We start from the raw sequence: 18,059 nt of genomic DNA on the forward strand, positions 1-18,059 counted from the left end.
TGAGTCCCCAGTAGTGAACGCAAGCGTTCACTTTTGGTGCCGCCGGTCGGCGTGTCCCCGCTCGTCGCTGCGGCGCGGTGCCTCACCGCTCCCCGGAATCCCCGCTTCTTCTGCCCGCTGGAGACACTCAGATGGTTACTTCGCGCTGGACGGCCGCCCCCGCTCAGGCGGCCCCCTCCCGCCGGCGCGGCGCCGTACTCGAACGCGCGATCCTCGATGCAGCCCTGGACCAATTGGGCACCGTCGGCTGGAACGGCCTCACGATGGAAGGCGTCGCCGCCGGAGCCCAGACCGGCAAGGCGGCCGTCTATCGTCGCTGGCCGTCCAAGGAGGACCTCGTCGCGGACGCCTTGCGTGCCGGGCTGCCCCGACTGGACGCCGTACCCGACCTGGGGAGTGTGCGCGAGGATCTCGTGGTGCTGTGCCGCACGGCGCGCGATGCGATGTTCTCCCGGCCCGGCTTCGCGCTGCGCTCGATCATTCACGAGTGCGACCCGTCTCAGGCGGAGCGCTTCTACACTCTGATCTTCGAAGGGGTGGTGGAGCCGACGATCAAGGTCCTGCATGAGGTCATCAGCAGGGGAATTGGGCGAGGCGAGGTGCGCCCCGACGCGGCGAACGGCTATGTCCTGGACGCGATCCCGGCCATGATGATGTACCGGTCAAAAATGTGCACCAGCGAATGGAATGATCGGGATCTGGAAGAGATGGTCGACCAGCTCATGCTGCCACTGCTGCGGCCGCAGGAGCGCTGAGCGGGGTGCCGGGCGGGGTTCGGATGCGGTCGCCGTCAGCTCGGGGAACCGGGGTGTCGCAAGGGGATCCCGGCGGCGTACGCTAAGGGCGCCATGCCGTACGAACCACCTACTCACACCGTCGAGCGCTCCCTCCGCGCCACGACCGGAGCGAAGATCATTGCCGGTGTCGACGAAGTGGGCCGCGGTGCCTGGGCCGGTCCCGTCACCGTCTGCGCGGCGGTCACCGGACTGCGTCGGCCGCCCGTGGGGCTCACCGACTCCAAGCTCCTCTCCGTCAAGCGTCGCAACGAGCTTGCCGTGGAACTGGAGAAGTGGGTGACGTCGTACGCCCTGGGTCACGCCTCTCCGGAGGAGATCGACGACCTGGGGATGACGGCCGCGCTGCGGCTTGCCGCCGTACGCGCTCTGGACGCCCTTCCGATACGCCCCGAGGCGGTGATCCTCGACGGGAAGCACGACTACCTCGGCGCCCCCTGGAAGGTCCGCACGGTGATCAAGGGTGACCGTTCGTGCGTGGCTGTCGCGGCGGCCTCGGTGATCGCCAAGGTTCAGCGCGACAAAATGATGGCCGAACTGGGTATCGACCATGCAGACTTCGGTTTTGCGGACAACGCCGGGTATCCGTCGCCCGTGCACAAGGCCGCACTGGAGGAGCGGGGTCCCACTCCGTACCACCGGTTGTCGTGGGCGTATCTTGATGCGCTGCCCCAGTGGCGGCATCTCAAGAAGGCCCGCAGTTGGGCGGACGGAAGCGTTCCGGAGATCGAGGGTCAGCTCGGCTTCGACTTCTGACGATTCCGCTCGCACTGATGTGCCACCCACTCGCGCGAGCCGCACCAACGTTTGATAAATAACAGCTCATGCCTCTCATTCCCGAGGAGCCTCAGATTCACGAGAGTGCCCAGGGTCCCCGCGCCACTCCGGCCAGCGGCCGCACCGCGCCGACCCCTCGACCCGTACCCGGTCCCCGTCCCGCGGCTCCGTCGCGTCCCGGTCGTCCTGGTCCCCTCCGGCCCACGCCGCCGGTGCAGCGTGCCCCGCACGCCGCCGCCAAGCCCGGACCCTCGGCCCCGGCCGCCTCTGCCGCTTCCACACCTGCTGCGGCGACTCCCCAGATCCAGTTGATCCCGGCCTCGGCCGAGGGTGCGCTGGACGCCGCCGAGGAGGCCGTGGACCTGCTCCTGGACTCGGGGCGTGCCCCGGGTGACGTGCTGGTGATCACCACTGGCGAGCAGCACCCCTGGGCCGCCCACGAACTGTCCTTCGGTGAAGCGTCCTACTGGGCGCAGCACGACGCGGGAGACGACGTCTTCTACGCCGACGCCGGCGTCGCGGACCGGGCGGGCGTGCGCCCCGTCGTCGTGGTCGCCGTCAACGGCGGTCCTGCCACCGCTGCCGCCACCGTCCTGCCCTTGGCCCACAAGCGGGCCGACGCCCTGCTGATCGTCTGCGGTGACCCGCAGCAGATCAACGCGGTGCTGGGCGCGGGCGTCTGAGCCGGTCCCGGTCAGCAGGGGGAGGACCCGGGCTTGGAGGAGGCGCCGCTGTCGCGGCACCTCCACGGTGGGTCCTGGCGTGCGCGGACGACGGAAGTCTCGGCGCGCGCACCTCGGCATGCGCCGAGAGCGGTGCGCCGTGTCGCCCCCGAGGCGCGCCGCGGGGGCCCGACGCGCGGTAGTCGTAAGCGTCACCGCCGACGGTGCCGCGACCCGGACTGCGGGGGTGCGCCTGCCTTGAGGGCTTTCTCCGTGCTTCGTCCTGGCGCTTCGGGGGCTGAACGTTTCTGCCGAATCCTGTGCTGAGCCGGCCTTCCTCAGCGGGCGGCCGCGCGACGCAGTACCTCCGAGGCGGCACCGCCGCCCGTTCGGGGCAACGGAGGCGGGGCCTCGGACAGGGCGAAGGGCTCCGGAGGCGAATCCGCGTGGGGGCGGCGGCCTCCACGCCCCTCGCCGAGGACCTGCCAGCCGTCCCGGGTCAGCGTGATGTACGCCCCGCAGCGCAGCCCGTGCAGTGTGCAGGCGTCACGCAGGCCCCACATCCAGGCGCCGTCCTCTTCCGTCCAGCGTGCGTCGCCCTCACGGCAGTAGAGCAGCACGGCGGTGCGTACCGGCGTCCGGCGCCGAAGATCGTGCGGGATGACCCGGCGCAGTTGGGCGAGCAGGGCGTTGCGGAACATCCAGCCGTCAGCGGTTGCCTGGCGCCGGGTGAACGAGGCGCTGGCCAGCAACCGTTCGTCCGGATCGAGCACGGCCACGACCGCCGTGGACGGCCTGGGCTGGTGGCGCGCGTGCAGACCGCTGACGACCTCTCGTGGGTTGCGCAGCAGCGGGATGCCGGCCGCGGCCCACTCCGCAGGCTCGAGCAAACGGTTGGCGGAAGCGGCGGACGCGGACGTCGACAACGATGCCGCCGAGGACGGAGCAAATCCGAAGGTCACGAGCCTCCCTTCGGCTACGGCCCACACTGCGGGCGGGTCGGGTTCGGGGGGAGCGCACACCGCGGCAAAGCCCTACCACAGGCGTGCCGTACGGGGAGCGGACCTCAATTCTTCCTGTCGAACTTGGATGCGGCAACGAGCAATTGGGGCCACCGACCGTTATGCGACGGTGCGTGTCTTATATCCCTACCCGATGATGACGTGGTGACGCGCGTGTCCGCCGTACACCCCTCGTTCACCTCCTGTGCTGGCGCTGTTTCGCGAAACTGCGGCCGATGCGCGGCGAGTCAGCGCTCCCCGGCCGGGCCGGAAGGTCAGCCCTGCACCGCCAGAACCAGAGGCAACACGCCCTGCGCGCCCGCACGCCGGAGCATCCTGGCCGCGACCGCGAGGGTCCACCCGGTCTCGGTGTAGTCGTCCACGAGGAGCACCGGACCTCGGGCCTCGGCCAGTGCGGAGGCGAGCGCGGGCGGTACCGCCAGCATCCCGTCGAGTGCCTTGAGACGCTGGGCGCTGTTGCTCCTGGAGACGGGTGAGGCGTCACCGGTGTACTCCACGGCGCCCAGCAACGGCAGCCGGCCGACGTCCGCGATGCGTGCTCCCAGCGAGTGGATCAGCCGCGGTCGGGTGCGTGAGGCGACGGTGACCACACCGACCGGGCGGGGCGGCGCGTCGGCCGCTCCGGAGGCCCAGCCGCCGGGGCCCTTGGCCCAGTCGGCCAGGACATCCACCACAGCCTTGGCGACGTCGTCCGGGACGGGCCCGTCGGGCGCCGGAGCGGCCAGCATGGGGCGGAGCCGATTTCCCCAGCCGATGTCCGACAGGCGCCCCAACGCCCGCCCGGCCGCCGCTTGTTCGCCGACCGGAATGCGCCCCTTGAGCTCCATGCCGATCGCGGGAAGGCCTGTCGGCCACATCCGGCGCGGCTCCACCTCGACACCCGCGCGGCCCAGGTCGACACGCGCGGCGTCCAGCGCCGTCGCGGATGTCTCAGCGGTGTGGCGCGCACCCGCGCAGTTGTCACAGCGTCCACAGGGCCTGGCCCCGTCGTCGTCGAGCTGGCGCTGCAGGAACTCCATCCGGCAGCCGGTCGTCGACGCGTACTGGCGCATCGCCTCCTGCTCGGCCTTGCGTTGCCGCGCGACCCACTCGTACCGCTCGGCCTCGTACGTCCAGGGCTGTCCGGTCGCGATCCAGCCGCCCTTGACCCGCTTGACCGCCCCGTCCACGTCCAGCACTTTGAGCATGGTCTCCAGGCGGGAGCGGCGCAGCTCCACCAGGGGCTCCAGCGCGGGCAGCGACATGGGCCGGCCGGCGCGCGCAAGGACGTCGAGCGTGCGGCGTACGAGCTCCTCCGACGGGAAGGCGAGCGACGCGAAGTACTCCCAGATCGCCTCGTCCTCCTTCCCCGGCAGCAGAAGCACCTCCGCGTGCTCGACGCCGCGTCCGGCACGACCCACCTGCTGGTAGTAGGCGATGGGGGAGGACGGTGAGCCGAGGTGCACGACGAAACCCAGGTCGGGCTTGTCGAACCCCATCCCGAGGGCGGATGTGGCGACCAGGGCCTTGACCTTGTTGGCGAGCAGGTCGTCCTCGGCCTGCTGCCGGTCGGCGTTCTCCGTCCTGCCCGTGTACGAGGCGACGGTGTGTCCCCGCTGTCGGAGGAAGGCGGTGACCTCCTCCGCGGCGGCCACGGTGAGCGTGTAGATGATCCCGGAGCCCGGCAGCTCGTCCAGGTGGTCGGCGAGCCAGGCCATGCGGTGCGCTGCGTCCGGCAGCCGCAGCACGCCCAGGGTGAGGCTCTCGCGGTCGAGCGGGCCGCGCAGCACCAGGGCGTCCGAGGTGCCCCCCGTGCCCAGCTGTTCGGCGACGTCGGCGGTCACGCGCGCGTTGGCGGTCGCGGTCGTCGCGAGCACGGGAACGCCCGACGGGAGATCGGCGAGCATGGTCCGCAGCCGCCGGTAGTCCGGGCGGAAGTCGTGCCCCCAGTCGGAGATGCAGTGGGCCTCGTCGACCACGAGCAGTCCGGTCGTGGCGGCCAGTTCGGGCAGGACCTGGTCGCGGAAGTCCGGGTTGTTCAGCCGTTCCGGGCTGACGAGCAGGACGTCGACCTCGCCCGCGGCGATCTCGGCCCGGACGCTCTCCCACTCCTCGGTGTTCGAGGAGTTGATGGTCCGGGCGTGGATGCCGGCCCGGGCGGCGGCCTCGACCTGGTTGCGCATGAGGGCGAGCAGAGGGGAGACGATCACGGTGGGACCCGAGCCGCGGGCCCGGAGCAGCGCGGTCGCCACGAAATACACCGCGGACTTGCCCCAGCCCGTGCGCTGGACGACCAGGGCCCGGCGCCGGTCGGCGACCAGCGCCTCGATCGCCTTCCACTGGTCCTCGCGCAGCCGGGCCGAGCCGGTGGCGTCGCCGACGAGGCGGGCGAGGAGGGCGTCGGCGTCGGCGCGGAGGTCGGTGTTGCTCGTGTGCTCCATGCCTCCATACAACAGGACGGCACCGACAGTCCGGCCGTGACGGGCGTGAACCGCCAGTCTGTCGTGCCCCTGATCAGACTTATCCACAGGCGCAAGCGGAACCACAAGATCCGCGAGATCGTCTCCGCATGACGAATCACAGCGAAACGACTGGATCCTTCGAAAACGGCGACATCACCGGCCGTGACGGATGTGACGGACGCGCGTCGTACGACGCAGCGGCCGCGTACGAGGGCCATGTCCCGTACGACGAGCGCTCGCCGTACGCGGGAGGCCCCGCCGCACATCAGGTCACCCTGCGGACCCCGGCCGAACTGGCCGACGCCCTTCCCTACCTGCTGGGGTACCGCCCCGAGGACAGCATCGTCCTGGTCGCCCTGCACGACCTGGGCGGGCGTGGCCGGTTCGGCGGCCGCGCCCGACTCGGCATTCCCGCGCATCCGGACGACTGGGGGGCCGTGGCCCGGCAACTCGCGCAGGGACTCGTGACGGGCAGCGAACGCAGGGGCGCCCGCCCCGCGCAGCTGGTCGCCTACCTCTGCCAGGAACCCGCGAAGGGTGAGACGGGCCGCCAGGTCATGGAACGCCTGCAGCCCCTCGCGCAGCAACTGCGTGTCGAATGCGGCCGGCTCGACGTCCCGGTGATCGAGGCGCTGTGCATCTCCGACGGCCGTTTCTGGTCGTACTGCTGCGGCGGCGAGGGCTGTTGCCCGGACGAGGGAGTACCGATGGGCCTGCCCGGTACGTCCGTGCTGGCCGCGGCGGCCACCTATGCCGGCATCCAGGTCCGAGGCACCCTGCGCGAGTTGAGGGCCCGCCTGCTTCCCCTGGAGACCGGCGCCGCGCTGGAACAGGAGGTCGCACTCGACACCGCCAGCATGGCGCTGGTCCCCAGGATCCTCGAGGACGAGAGCCGCGCCGCCGTGGCGGAGGAGACGATCGAACTGGCCGGACGGATCATGCGGCGCTTCGCCGAAGCGTCGCCCGTGACCGGGGCCCTCATGGCGGACCACCGAGACGACCAACTGCTGACACCCGACGAAACCGCGGCTCTCATCCTCGGCCTCCAGGACCGCGCGACGCGCGACCGCGCGGCCGAGTGGATGGAGGGAGACGAGGCCGCTCCCGCCCTGCGTCTCTGGCGCGCGCTGGCACGTCGCTGCGTCGGCCCCTACGGAGAACACGCGGCAGCACCGCTCACGCTGGCCGGCTGGGTCGCCTGGTCCAGCGGGGACGAGTTGGAGGCCAGGGAGGCACTCGCCATGGCCCTGGGCGCGGATCCCGGTTACCTCTTCGCCCGCCTCCTGCACCAGGCGTGCAACGAGGGACTCGACCCGGAGTCGGTCCGACGGTGCCTGCGAGCCGAGCGGGAAGGGCGCGGACGGAGGGCGGAGGCAGGGGGCGAACGGCCGTCCGGCGGCGAGAGCGACGAGGGCAAGGCGCAGTGGCAGGGCGCGGAGAACGCCGTATGGCTCGAGGACGCGGACGAGGGCGATCAGGGCGACGGACTGCGCGACGCCGACCGGCCCGACGCAGCGAAGGAGGCCGAAGAACCGGATCCGCGGAGCACGACCGTACAGGAGGCTGAGCCGGCACCCGCGCGGGAAGCGGGCCGCCGACGGCGCCGCACCCGTTCCTCCGGTGCTCCCGGTCGTGGCAGCCCGCGGGAGGAGGCAGAGAAGAGGCCGGAGTCGCGACCCGACACCCTGCGCTTCCGAAGGCCGTCCCGTGACAGCCGTCCCCTCGTTTCCGGACGCGGTGAGTCACGCCCACCCACGCGTGCCGCGGGGAAGGCCGCCGCGCGCCGCCGCGGCAGCTGCTCGGAAGACGTGCAGCCCGACGGTGGCGACACGAGGGAGAACGGGTGAGACCCTGCCGGCACCGTGTCGAGCGAGCCCTGGCGCCTGCGGCCGCCGGGGTGCGCGGCTGGGCCCTGCCGCGGCGACCGGGCGACCGGATGTGGCCGGCCACGCTCGAAGGTCGACCACACCATCCGACCTCCGCCGCCATTCGGTGGGGCCTCCGCCTCCGGGCGTGACCTGGGTGAGCCCCGCTCCGTTCACCTGAGTGGCGGAACGCCTGCACGGGGTGTGCCGCCGCTGCCCACCTGCCCTGCCCGAGTCCTCCGTCGGCGTCGACCATTCCGAGGCGCACAGAGAGCAGAGGAAGTCACCGCATGCATCAGCCGACTCCGCCCTCCGCCGCGGAACGCCCCGCCCTCGACGGGTTCGTGCCACTCCCCGGGGCAGGTGCCGACCTGTCGCCCGCGGACGGTCCCGGACGCAACGGGACCGCATCCCCGAGCAGCAGCGACACCCGGCGCGCCGCCCAAGCCGTCGGCTCGACGCGAGCTCCACGCCCGTCCGAAGGCCAGGGAACCCGTGACACGTCCCCCCTCCCGCCACCGGGCCCAGCACGGCGCCCCGCTCCTGGCTCGGCGAAAGGCGCCGCGCCACCGGGCCCGCCGACGACACCGCGCCGCTCCACCGACCTGCCTTCCACCCACACGGCGATGATCTGCGTTGCCCTGCCGGGCCTCGCCATCTCCACGAAAGAGGGGCAATTGGCCGGTCGTGGGCTGGAGGGGTACTACCGGGCAGGGCGGCGCGTGCTGTCCCGGTGCCAGGTGCGGGTGGCCGGACGTGAACCGCTCGCGGTGCAGGCCCGGATGGCCTCGGCCGACCGCGCCCGATTCGTCGGCACCCTGCGGGTCACCCCTCACGGAGGCCCCGACCCCGACGTCGTCGTCGAGCGGACCCGCTCGGCGGACGGCAGGGAGCGGATCACACTGCGCAGCGCCGCCCCGCGTCCGCTGCGCCTGCCGGTGGAGGTGGCCCTGGGCACGGACCTCGCCGACCTCGGGGCCGTCGCGGCCGGGGCCGTCGGACCCGAACTGCCCGCCAGCGTCCACGACGCCGGCCTGCGCTGGTCCTGCGCCACCGGGGCCTCGTGCGTCACGGCCGACCCGCCGCCCGCCGACGCACTCGCCTCCGCGGGACTTCTGCGCTGGGACTTCGACCTGCCACCCGGCGGCAGCGTGACCGTGGAGCTGCGGGTGCGCCTGGACGGCCCGGGCCCGGTCCGGGCCACGGGGCGCACGGCGACGAGTCCCTTGGCTCCGGCACGGGCATCGGGGGACGACCCCCGCGTCCCCGCGCTCCTGAGGACGAGCATCGCGGACCTGCAGGCTCTGCTGGTCCGCGACCCGACGCACACCGTGGACACGCACCTCGCGGCAGGAGCACCGTGGCGCTGCGGCCTGGCCCCGGCCGAGGCCCTCGCCGCGGCCCGGATGACGCTGCCCCTCGGCACCCGGCTCGCGGCAGGCACTCTCCGCACCCTCGCCCGCACCCAGGTCATGGGCCGGGGGCCGCAGTCCGGCCTGATCCCTGGACCGAGGCGGGACGCGGGCCCGCACCTTCCGCCGGGCTGCACGGGGACGGAGGCCACCCTGCTCTTCCCCGTACTCCTCGCGGAGGCCCGGCGGTGGGGACTGCACGACCAGGAGACGGAGGAACTGCTGCCGTCGGCCGAGCGCTGCCTGACGTGGCTACGGGCGACCGTGGGCGAAGGCCCGTACCTGCGTGATCCCCAACCGGGCGGTCCTGTCCGCTGCGAGACCCAGGCCCATGCCCACCGCGCGGCACTCCTCGGCGCCGACCTGCTCGACGCCTTCGGCAGACCGGGTGGAAGCGGCTTGCGTGACTGGGCACGCGGATTGCGGGCCGCGTTCCGGCAGGACTTCTGGATCGACGATCGGGGCGGCGGCCGGCCTGCCGCCGCCCGTACTCCGGACGGACGGCCCCTGCCCCACCTGGGCGTGACCACGGTCCACCTGCTCGACACCGGCCTGCTGGGCGGCGGCGAGCTCGCTCCGGGCCTGCTGGACAAGGTGCAGACGGAACAGCTCGCCCGGCTCCTCGGCAGCCCGGTGATGGACTCGGGCTGGGGGCTGCGTGGTCTGGGCGCCAAGGAGACGGCCTACAACGCCTTCGGGCACCGTAGCGGTGCCGTACGCGTCCACGAGACGGCGATCGCCGTTGCGGGTCTGACCGCGGCGGGCTACGAGAAGGAGGCCGGTTCACTGCTGCGGGGCGTACTGGCTGCGGCCGCGGCCTTCGATCACCGCCTTCCCGAGATGTACGCGGGTGAGCAGCGCAGCGAGGGGAGCGCTCCACTCCCGCACCCGGCCGCCTGCCGCCCCGCCGCCACCGCCGCCGCCTCGGGGGTCCTGCTGCTGACCACTGTGGCGGGCGTTCGTCCCGACGCTCCGGCCGGGACGGTCACCCTGCGCCCCATGGCCAGCGCGCCCCTCGGCGAGATCGGTCTGACCGGACTGCGGGTCGCGGGCGCCCCCTTCTCCGTACGGGTCAGCCGACTCGGACTCGCCATGGTCGAGGAAGCGGCTGACGGACTGCAACTGGGAGTGTGACCTCGCATGACGCGAAACAGGACGGCAACCGGGGCGGAGTGGTGACTGCCACGCCGTATCGGAGTGGATCAGCCACCGAAGCGGCCGGTGAAGGGAGTGTTTATCGTCAGGAAGACGACTATGATCGCCGCATGCCCTACGACCCGTCGGCCTTTCCGCCCTTCGCCGTCACCGTGGACCTGGTCGTGCTGACCGTGCGCCGCCATGCCCTGTGCGCGCTGGCGGTGCGCAGGGGCGAGCCGCCGTTCCAGGGGCGGTGGGCGCTCCCGGGCGGCTTCGTACGGGCAGACGAGGATCTCTCCCAGGCCGCGGCGCGGGAGCTGGCCGAGGAGACGGGACTGCGCGCCCACGACCCTTCCGTCCCGGCCCAGGACAACGGCGCCCACCTGGAACAGCTCGCCACCTACGGCGACCCCAAGCGTGATCCCCGGATGCGGGTCGTCAGCGTCGCCCACCTCGCGCTCGCCCCCGACCTGCCCGCTCCGAGAGCCGGCGGCGACGCCAGCAACGCGCGCTGGGCACCCGTCGAGGAACTGCTGCAACAGGGCGGTTACGGACGTGACGGCGAACCGGTCGCACCGCTCGCCTTCGACCACGCCCAGATCCTCGCGGACGGGGTGGAGCGCGCCCGCTCCAAGATCGAGTACTCCTCGCTGGCGACCGCGTTCTGCCCCACCGAGTTCACCGTCGGCGAGCTGCGCCGTGTCTACGAAGCGGTGTGGGGCGTGGCGCTGGACCCGCGCAACTTCCACCGCAAGGTGACGGGCACCCCTGGCTTCCTGGTCCCCACCGGCGGCACCACCACACGACAGGGCGGCCGCCCGGCCCAGCTCTTCCACGCCGGCGGCGCGACCCTGCTCAACCCGCCGATGCTGCGGCCCGAAGTGTGACGCGGGCGCGCCGCAACCACTGACCGTCACCTGCTGGCTCAGGCGGGCGGCACCCTTGTTGATTCCCTTGACAGCCAGGGCGGTTGGCGTCGGGCCGACGCGGCTCCGGCGTCGCTCCGGCTGTTCCCGCACGCTGTTGGCCGACGGTTCCGGCGATCTGGTCTGCTGCTCCCGTGGCGACGGACACGCACCCGTTCCCGTCGATCACGGCCGCACAGCCAGCCGCGCGATACCTGAAAAACCGGACATAGCACGCTATCTTGCTACGGGTGATCCAGGCCTTCGGACTGACCAGCAATCCCCGCAAGGAGCTTCCGCCCGCCCTCGACGATGTCTCCTTCGAGGCGCGCGCAGGTCGCATCACCGTGCTGCTCGGCGCGCCGGGCGCGGGCAAGACCACAGCACTGAGGCTCATTCTCGAACTCCAACAGGGCCGCGGCGTCACCTACTTCAGAGGCCGCCCCCTTCACCGCATCCCCCACCCCTCACGCGAGGTCGGCGTCCTCCTGGGCGATGTGCCGGGGCACCCGGCCCGTACCGTCCGCGGCCACCTGCGCATGTTGTGCGCCGCCGCAGGCGTTCCGGTCCGGCGGGCGGACGAAGTCCTCGAAGTGGTCGGTCTGGTCAGCCTGCGCGACGAGCGCCTCGGCACGCTGTCCCGTGGCATGGACCGCCGACTCGGCCTGGCCTGTGCCCTCCTCGCCGACCCGCACACCCTCGTGCTCGACAACCCGGCCGACGGGCTCTCCGAGCGCGAAAGCCGTTGGCTGCACGGCATGCTGCGCGCACACGCGGCCCAGGGGGGCACGGTCCTGTCGACCACGTCCGACCCCAAGGAAGCCGCGCGCATCGCCGACCGGGTCGTCACCCTGGACGGAGGCAGGCTCGTCGCCGACCAGGAGGCCACGGACTTCGCCCGCACCCGGCTGCGGCCCCGCATCGCTGTCCGCAGCCCTCATGCCGCCCGTCTCGCCGCCCTGCTCACCAAGGAAGCGCGCACCGCGCAGCGTTCCGTCGAAGTCGTACAAGAAGACGGCAACCGGCTCTCCGTGTACGGCAGTACCTGCGCCGACGTGGGTGAGACGGCGTTTCGGAACGGCATCCTCGTCCACCAACTCGCCGACGAGGTCGGCGACATGGGTCCGGGAGCGGGAGACGAGCCCATCGAGGCCCAGGATGGCGACGGCTCGGCGAGCGAAGCTCGAGAAGCCGTCGCCGTTGGCGCGCCGCACACGGCGGAAGGGGGACGAGCGTCCTCGCCCGTGCCGCACCAGTCGATGGAGCGATCGCCCAGCGGTGCGGAGCCCGCGGCGGACGAAACCCTGACAGAGCACTCCGTGGCGGCTGCCGAGGACACAGCCTCCGGCAACCCACGCATGGATCTGGTGTCCGTCGCCGTCGAAGCACGCCCCGATGCCGACGAAGCGCCGTCCGGTGCAGCCGACGAAGCCCAGCACTCCACCGCCGGCCAGGCGCAGCCGCCTTCCGTCCAGGAACCGCGGCCCGCCGCCGACCCGGCCGCACTCGCGGATGCCCCTGCCGACCGCTCCCACCCGCCTGTGGACGTCCCCACACAAGTCGGCCGACCCTCCCGCAAGAACGCCCGCCGCTCCACGTCACCCAGAACCCTCAGAGCCCTTCCTGCTCTGCCGCCCCCCATCTCCGTGCGCCCCGCCCCCAGCCCCCTCCGGCCGCTCCGCTACGAACTCCGCCGTGCCACCGGCATCAGCACGGGTTTCGTCACCGCTGTCGTCGTGCTGCTCGTCTCCGCCCTCACCTCGCTCTTCCTTGCCCGTATGGGCCACACCTCGCAGTCGCGACTGCTGGCAGCCTGGCCCGTGGAGCTACCGCTGCCCCCCGCGGCGCTCGGTGCGGGGCTGCTCGGTGCGCTCGCTTTCGGTGACGAGTTCCGCCACCCCGCGCTGGCCGCGGACCGCGGCACCGTGCCCCGCAGGCTGGGCCTGCTGACCGCGAAGCTCCTCGTCACCGCGTTCACCGCGCTGATGCTGGCCTTCCTCACGGTGGGATGCGACGCCGAAGTGCTCTATCTCGTCTACGGACGGGAGCTCACACAGGTTCCCGTCGACTGGCTTCGATTGAGCGCGAGTTGGATGGCACTCCTGATCGGCTGCGCCTGGGCCGGTGTCCTGGCGGCAGGTGTCTTCCGGTCCACCACGGCCGGGCTCGCTGCGGTGGTCGCCGTGCCGGTGGTGGGCGTACCCCTCGTACAGAAGGCCGTGGAGAGCGCGTCCGTGCGGGCGGCGGCCGGGTTCTCGGTGCGGTTGCGTGAGGTGTTCCTGCTGCAGTGGCCCTTCGGGGGAGAGCGCTATCTGGGCGCCGCGGTACGGGTGATCGCCCAACCGGTTGGCTGGGCACTGGCGTTGTTGCTGACCGCCCTGCTGTGCGCGTATCTGCTCTCGACCCTGCGAAGCAGGGTCCGATGATGACTGTGCGTGCCTATCCGGTCCCGGCTTGTGCGCAACTCCCCGTAGAAAGCCCATTTCTTTCCGATAAGGCGTCAATTGCGATGGGGTGAGCGATCACCCTTTCGTGTGCTTTTCACCAAAGACCTCAAGGGAGTTGGAGGGGGCGCCGACAAAGGATCCGTGAGTACCCTTGCGCACACCATGATGACCGCCGCCCGCTCCGCCGACTCCGGTCTGGCCGGCCCGGGCGAACTCGACCGCTACCCCTACGCCGAGGCCCCTGCCGCCGACCGCGTGGGAGCTCCTGTCTGGGAGGGCGCGGACCCCGAGCTGGGCCGTGTGGGCCGGCGCGCCGCGGGCAGCCGCGGCCGCGGGTTGCACGGCCAACTCGTCCAGCAGCTGGGCCAGATGATCGTCTCCGGCGATCTGGGCGCCGATCGCCCACTCGTGCCCGAGGAGATCGGCCAGCGCTTCGAGGTCTCCCGCACCGTCGTTCGTGAGTCGCTCCGTGTCCTGGAGGCCAAGGGCCTGGTCAGTGCCCGGCCGAACGTCGGCACGCGCGTGCGTCCCGTGAGCGACTGGAACCTCCTCGACCCGGACATCATCGAGTGGCGGGCCTTCGGTCCGCAGCGCGACGACCAGCGGCGCGAGCTGAGCGAGCTGCGCTGGACGATCGAGCCGCTCGCCGCCCGCCTCGCCGCCGGGCACGGGCGCGAGGACGTCCAGCAGCGGCTGGCCGACATGGTCGAGATCATGGGGCACGCGATGGGGCAGGGTGACGGGCTCACCTACTCCCGGGCCGATGCGGAGTTCCACTCGCTGCTCATCCAGATCGCGGGCAACCGCATGCTGGAACACCTTTCCGGAATCGTGTCGGCCGCCCTCCAGGTGTCCGGTGGCCCGGTCACGGGTTGTGACCGACCGAGCGAGGGATCTCTGACCCACCACGGCAGGATCGTCGACGCCCTTGCCGCGGGTGACGGTGCCGGGGCGGAGGCGGCCATGCGTCAGCTGCTCACCGTCCATCCCGAGGTGGAGCGCGTCGTTCCTGCGCCGCGCGAGCACTGAGCGCAGCCGCCGACGGTGGGGCCGGGGATGTCTTCCCCCTCCTGTGTCATCCCTCGGCCGGTTCCCCGCCTCCCGTCGGACCCCGCAGGACCCGATCATGGGCCTGCGGGGTCCGACGGTGCGACAGGCGGGTTGGGTCGCGGCGGCGTGGGTAGACGTCGCGGGTGACCTCATCTGCCCGCGTCTGACCGTTTTTGAACGCTTACGGGGTGTGACTCGGGCCACGAAGATTAGGCGTAACGCTCGTGGGAACAACGCGATGACCTAAGAGGTGACAGCCGCGGAGGGAATACAGACGCCGTTCAAGGCGCTGTGGAACTTCCCGGCCCCTGCCCGCGCCGTCGGCCCACCCCCAGGCCGGTGGTCGGTTCCTGTCCACCATGGACGGGGCCGGAAGCCGTTTTCCAACGTTCCGAGAGGTTGTTCGTGTCGGCCAGCACATCCCGTACGCTCCCGCCGGAGATCGCCGAGTCCGTCTCTGTCATGGCGCTCATTGAGCGGGGAAAGGCTGAGGGGCAGATCGCCGGCGACGATGTGCGTCGGGCCTTCGAAGCTGACCAGATTCCGGCCACTCAGTGGAAGAACGTACTGCGCAGCCTCAACCAGATCCTCGAGGAAGAGGGTGTGACGCTGATGGTCAGTGCCGCGGAGCCCAAGCGCACCCGAAAGAGCGTCGCAGCGAAGAGTCCGGCCAAGCGCACCGCCACCAAGACGGTCGCGGCGAAGACGGTGACCACCAGGAAGGCCACCGCCAGCACCACGGCCGCCCCGGCCGCACCCGCTGTGGACGACCCCGCAGAGGAAGCCGCCCCCGCCAAGAAGGCGGCTGCCAAGAAGACGACCGCCAAGAAGGCGGTCGCCAAGAAGGCCGCGCCCGCCAAGAAGACGGCGGCCAAGAAGACCACTGCCAAGAAGGACGACGTCGAGCTCCTCGAGGACGAGGTCCTGGAGGAGGCCCCCAAGGCGGGCGACGAGCCCGAGGGCGCCGAGAGCGCCGGCTTCGTACTCTCCGACGAGGACGAGGACGACGCGCCCGCGCAGCAGGTCGCCGCGGCCGGCGCCACCGCCGACCCGGTCAAGGACTACCTCAAGCAGATCGGCAAGGTCCCCCTGCTCAACGCCGAGCAGGAGGTCGAGCTGGCCAAGCGCATCGAGGCGGGTCTGTTCGCCGAGGACAAGCTGGCCAACGCCGACAAGCTCGCCCCCAAGCTCAAGCGCGAGCTGGAGATCATCGCCGAGGACGGCCGCCGCGCCAAGAACCACCTCCTGGAGGCCAACCTCCGTCTGGTGGTCTCCCTGGCCAAGCGCTACACCGGCCGCGGCATGCTCTTCCTGGACCTCATCCAGGAGGGCAACCTCGGTCTGATCCGCGCGGTCGAGAAGTTCGACTACACCAAGGGCTACAAGTTCTCCACGTACGCCACCTGGTGGATTCGCCAGGCGATCACCCGCGCCATGGCCGACCAGGCCCGCACCATCCGTATCCCGGTGCACATGGTCGAGGTCATCAACAAGCTCGCGCGCGTGCAGCGCCAGATGCTCCAGGATCTGGGCCGCGAGCCCACCCCGGAGGAGCTGGCCAAGGAACTCGACATGACCCCGGAGAAGGTCATCGAGGTCCAGAAGTACGGCCGCGAGCCCATCTCGCTGCACACTCCGCTGGGTGAGGACGGCGACAGCGAGTTCGGTGACCTCATCGAGGACTCCGAGGCCGTCGTCCCGGCCGACGCGGTCAGCTTCACGCTCCTGCAGGAGCAGCTGCACTCCGTCCTCGACACCCTGTCCGAGCGCGAGGCGGGCGTCGTCTCGATGCGCTTCGGTCTCACCGACGGTCAGCCGAAGACCCTCGACGAGATCGGCAAGGTGTACGGCGTCACGCGCGAGCGCATCCGCCAGATCGAGTCCAAGACGATGTCGAAGCTGCGCCACCCGTCGCGTTCGCAGGTGCTGCGCGACTACCTCGACTGAGGCGCGGTCGCAGGACGACGCGGAAGGCCCGGCTCCCTGATGGGAGCCGGGCCTTCGGCATGGGTGCGCAGGTGCGCGCAGTCATGAGCTGAATCACTCTTGGTGTCCACCGGTCACTCCAGAGTGAGGAGCGTGTATGTGTCGTCCCCTTGTCCGGGCCCTGGCCCGGCCGCTGGCCCTGGCGGCCGCGGCAATGGCGATACCGCTGGTCTCCGCCTCTCCGGCGGCCTCCGACGGCGTTGTCGTGGGTGGCTTCCCGGTCGATGTCTCCGCCAGCCCCTGGACCGTCGCATTGTCCAGCCGTGACCGGTTCGGAGGTATGCGGTCAGGGCAGTTCTGCGGAGGAGTGGTGGTCGGCCCCGACACGGTGCTGACGGCGGCCCACTGCATGGCCAAGGAGGTCCTGGGCTCGCCCCGGGCGACCGACCTGAAGGTCGTCGCGGGCCGCACCGACCTCTACTCGGACGCGGGCCGTGAGATCCCCGTGGACGAGGTGTGGGTGAATCCGGCCTACGACAGTTCCAGCAACGTGGGTGACTTCGCTGTGCTCAAGCTCACCGAGGCGCTGCCGCAGTCCTCGGTGATCGGCATGGCCGCAGCGGGCGATCCGGCATACGCGCCCGGAACGGAGGCCACGGTCTACGGCTGGGGCGACACCACCGGAATCGGTTCCTACGCCCACACCCTCAGTGCCGCTCGTCTCCATGTGCTGCCGGACAGCCACTGTGAGACGGCGTATCCGGGGCCGGCCGAAGGCACGTATGAGGCGCAGACCATGGTGTGCGCCGGGGAGGTGGAGGGCGGCCGCGATGCCTGCCAGGGCGACAGCGGTGGGCCGCTGGTCGCTCAGGGCCGACTGATCGGGCTCGTGTCCTGGGGCAGCGGGTGCGGGCGGCCGAGCAGCCCGGGCGTCTACACGCGCGTGTCCGACCTCGTACGGGTGCTGCGTTGGGACACCGGCTCTCGGGCGTCGCTCAGGACTGCCTGACGGAGCGGTGCCGTGGTCTTCGCGTGACGAGTAACGAGTGTGGGCGGCCGCCCCTGGGAGCAGGGGCGGCCGGCCCCCGGGCCGGCGGGGGCGGGGCGGGGGGGGGGTGGGACCTGGGGTTTCCCCCCCCCGGGGGGGGGCGCCCCCCCGGGGGGGGGGGGGGGCCCGCCCACGTGCCGGCCTGTGCCGGATCTGGCTCGTCGTGGAACGCGAACGGTCAGCGCTCTTCGTCGGAGGCGGTTGCGGGAACGGCCGTCAGCCGCTCCGTCTCGTCCTGTATCTCAGCGGCGATCTTCTTGAGTTCCGGCTCGAACTTGCGGCCGTGGTGGGCGCAGAAGAGCAGTTCTCCGCCGCTGAGCAGGACGACGCGCACGTACGCCTGTGCGCCGCAGCGGTCGCAGCGGTCAGCGGCCGTCAGCGGGCTCGCGGGGGTCAGAACAGTAGTCACGTCGCCTCTTCTCTAGCTCGACGAGCTGTCGTACCAGGGTCAACATCCAACCAGCCCCAAAACGTTCCCGCTCGTGGCTTCTCCTCGAAAAAAATCTTTCCGAGGTGGCCGTCTGCTGCCGGTTTGGCGGCGAATGTGCCGTATTGCGTGTCAGTTGTTTCTTA

13 protein-coding genes are annotated in these 18,059 nt (G+C 71.5%); 10 read left to right on the forward strand and 3 right to left on the reverse strand.

The features are described 5' to 3' along the window. The first annotated feature begins 131 nt into the window (after window positions 1-131). From ACPT94_RS29465 to ACPT94_RS29475, 3 genes are all read left to right on the forward strand, one after another. On the forward strand, window positions 132-755 hold the full coding sequence (locus ACPT94_RS29465) for a TetR/AcrR family transcriptional regulator (RefSeq protein WP_360343560.1): 624 nt from the start codon (window positions 132-134) through the stop codon (window positions 753-755). Window positions 756-848: 93 nt separating this feature from the next. Continuing rightward, complete coding sequence (gene rnhB, locus ACPT94_RS29470) at window positions 849-1,550, forward strand: ribonuclease HII (RefSeq protein WP_360343563.1); 702 nt, start codon at window positions 849-851, stop codon at window positions 1,548-1,550. Between the two features lie 68 nt (window positions 1,551-1,618). Continuing rightward, window positions 1,619-2,254: a hypothetical protein gene (locus tag ACPT94_RS29475; RefSeq protein WP_425247221.1), complete on the forward strand. Its 636-nt coding sequence runs from the start codon at window positions 1,619-1,621 to the stop codon at window positions 2,252-2,254. Window positions 2,255-2,571: 317 nt separating this feature from the next. Here the strand turns inward: ACPT94_RS29475 and ACPT94_RS29480 are convergent, their stop codons facing one another. Together ACPT94_RS29480 and ACPT94_RS29485 are read right to left on the reverse strand one after the other, a co-directional pair. Then, complete coding sequence (locus ACPT94_RS29480) at window positions 2,572-3,195, reverse strand: hypothetical protein (protein WP_360343569.1); 624 nt, start codon at window positions 3,193-3,195, stop codon at window positions 2,572-2,574. Between the two features lie 314 nt (window positions 3,196-3,509). Then, entirely contained in the window at window positions 3,510-5,675 is a 2,166-nt protein-coding gene (locus ACPT94_RS29485; protein ID WP_360343572.1) for a RecQ family ATP-dependent DNA helicase, read from the reverse strand. 128 nt (window positions 5,676-5,803) lie between these two features. Between ACPT94_RS29485 and ACPT94_RS29490 the strand changes: the two genes are divergently transcribed. The 7 genes from ACPT94_RS29490 (at window position 5,804) to ACPT94_RS29520 (ending at window position 17,447) form a co-directional block, all read left to right on the forward strand. Beyond that, window positions 5,804-7,543 (forward strand): DUF4192 domain-containing protein, encoded by a 1,740-nt coding sequence (locus ACPT94_RS29490; RefSeq protein WP_425247222.1) that lies wholly within the window; start codon window positions 5,804-5,806, stop codon window positions 7,541-7,543. 644 nt (window positions 7,544-8,187) lie between these two features. Beyond that, on the forward strand, window positions 8,188-10,107 hold the full coding sequence (locus tag ACPT94_RS29495) for a glycogen debranching N-terminal domain-containing protein (protein ID WP_425247223.1): 1,920 nt from the start codon (window positions 8,188-8,190) through the stop codon (window positions 10,105-10,107). Between the two features lie 131 nt (window positions 10,108-10,238). Then, complete coding sequence (locus ACPT94_RS29500) at window positions 10,239-10,997, forward strand: NUDIX hydrolase (RefSeq protein WP_360343581.1); 759 nt, start codon at window positions 10,239-10,241, stop codon at window positions 10,995-10,997. Window positions 10,998-11,266: 269 nt separating this feature from the next. Continuing rightward, window positions 11,267-13,441 carry an ATP-binding cassette domain-containing protein gene (locus tag ACPT94_RS29505; protein ID WP_360343584.1) on the forward strand — a complete coding sequence of 725 codons (2,175 nt, stop codon included), beginning with the start codon at window positions 11,267-11,269 and terminating at the stop codon, window positions 13,439-13,441. Window positions 13,442-13,603: 162 nt separating this feature from the next. Beyond that, entirely contained in the window at window positions 13,604-14,491 is an 888-nt protein-coding gene (locus ACPT94_RS29510) for a FadR/GntR family transcriptional regulator (protein WP_360343587.1), read from the forward strand. 426 nt (window positions 14,492-14,917) lie between these two features. Next, window positions 14,918-16,459, forward strand: coding sequence for an RNA polymerase sigma factor (locus ACPT94_RS29515; protein WP_360343590.1), 1,542 nt, complete (start codon window positions 14,918-14,920; stop codon window positions 16,457-16,459). A gap of 136 nt (window positions 16,460-16,595) precedes the next feature. Continuing rightward, window positions 16,596-17,447, forward strand: coding sequence for a S1 family serine peptidase (locus tag ACPT94_RS29520; protein ID WP_425247224.1), 852 nt, complete (start codon window positions 16,596-16,598; stop codon window positions 17,445-17,447). 217 nt (window positions 17,448-17,664) lie between these two features. Here the strand turns inward: ACPT94_RS29520 and ACPT94_RS29525 are convergent, their stop codons facing one another. Beyond that, window positions 17,665-17,895, reverse strand: coding sequence for a DUF7455 domain-containing protein (locus ACPT94_RS29525; RefSeq protein WP_360343596.1), 231 nt, complete (start codon window positions 17,893-17,895; stop codon window positions 17,665-17,667). Window positions 17,896-18,059 lie beyond the last annotated feature (164 nt).

It is taken from the genome of Streptomyces aurantiaciflavus, assembly GCF_049808595.1.
Lineage (GTDB): Bacteria > Actinomycetota > Actinomycetes > Streptomycetales > Streptomycetaceae > Streptomyces.

Coding starts and splice junctions, on each gene's coding strand:
- ACPT94_RS29465 (WP_360343560.1), top strand. CDS start 132: ATGGTTACTTCGCGCTGGACGGCCGCCCCCGCTCAGGCGGCCCCCTCC.
- rnhB (WP_360343563.1), top strand. CDS start 849: ATGCCGTACGAACCACCTACTCACACCGTCGAGCGCTCCCTCCGCGCC.
- ACPT94_RS29475 (WP_425247221.1), top strand. CDS start 1,619: ATGCCTCTCATTCCCGAGGAGCCTCAGATTCACGAGAGTGCCCAGGGT.
- ACPT94_RS29485 (WP_360343572.1), bottom strand. CDS start 5,675: ATGGAGCACACGAGCAACACCGACCTCCGCGCCGACGCCGACGCCCTC.
- ACPT94_RS29490 (WP_425247222.1), top strand. CDS start 5,804: ATGACGAATCACAGCGAAACGACTGGATCCTTCGAAAACGGCGACATC.
- ACPT94_RS29495 (WP_425247223.1), top strand. CDS start 8,188: ATGATCTGCGTTGCCCTGCCGGGCCTCGCCATCTCCACGAAAGAGGGG.
- ACPT94_RS29500 (WP_360343581.1), top strand. CDS start 10,239: ATGCCCTACGACCCGTCGGCCTTTCCGCCCTTCGCCGTCACCGTGGAC.
- ACPT94_RS29520 (WP_425247224.1), top strand. CDS start 16,596: ATGTGTCGTCCCCTTGTCCGGGCCCTGGCCCGGCCGCTGGCCCTGGCG.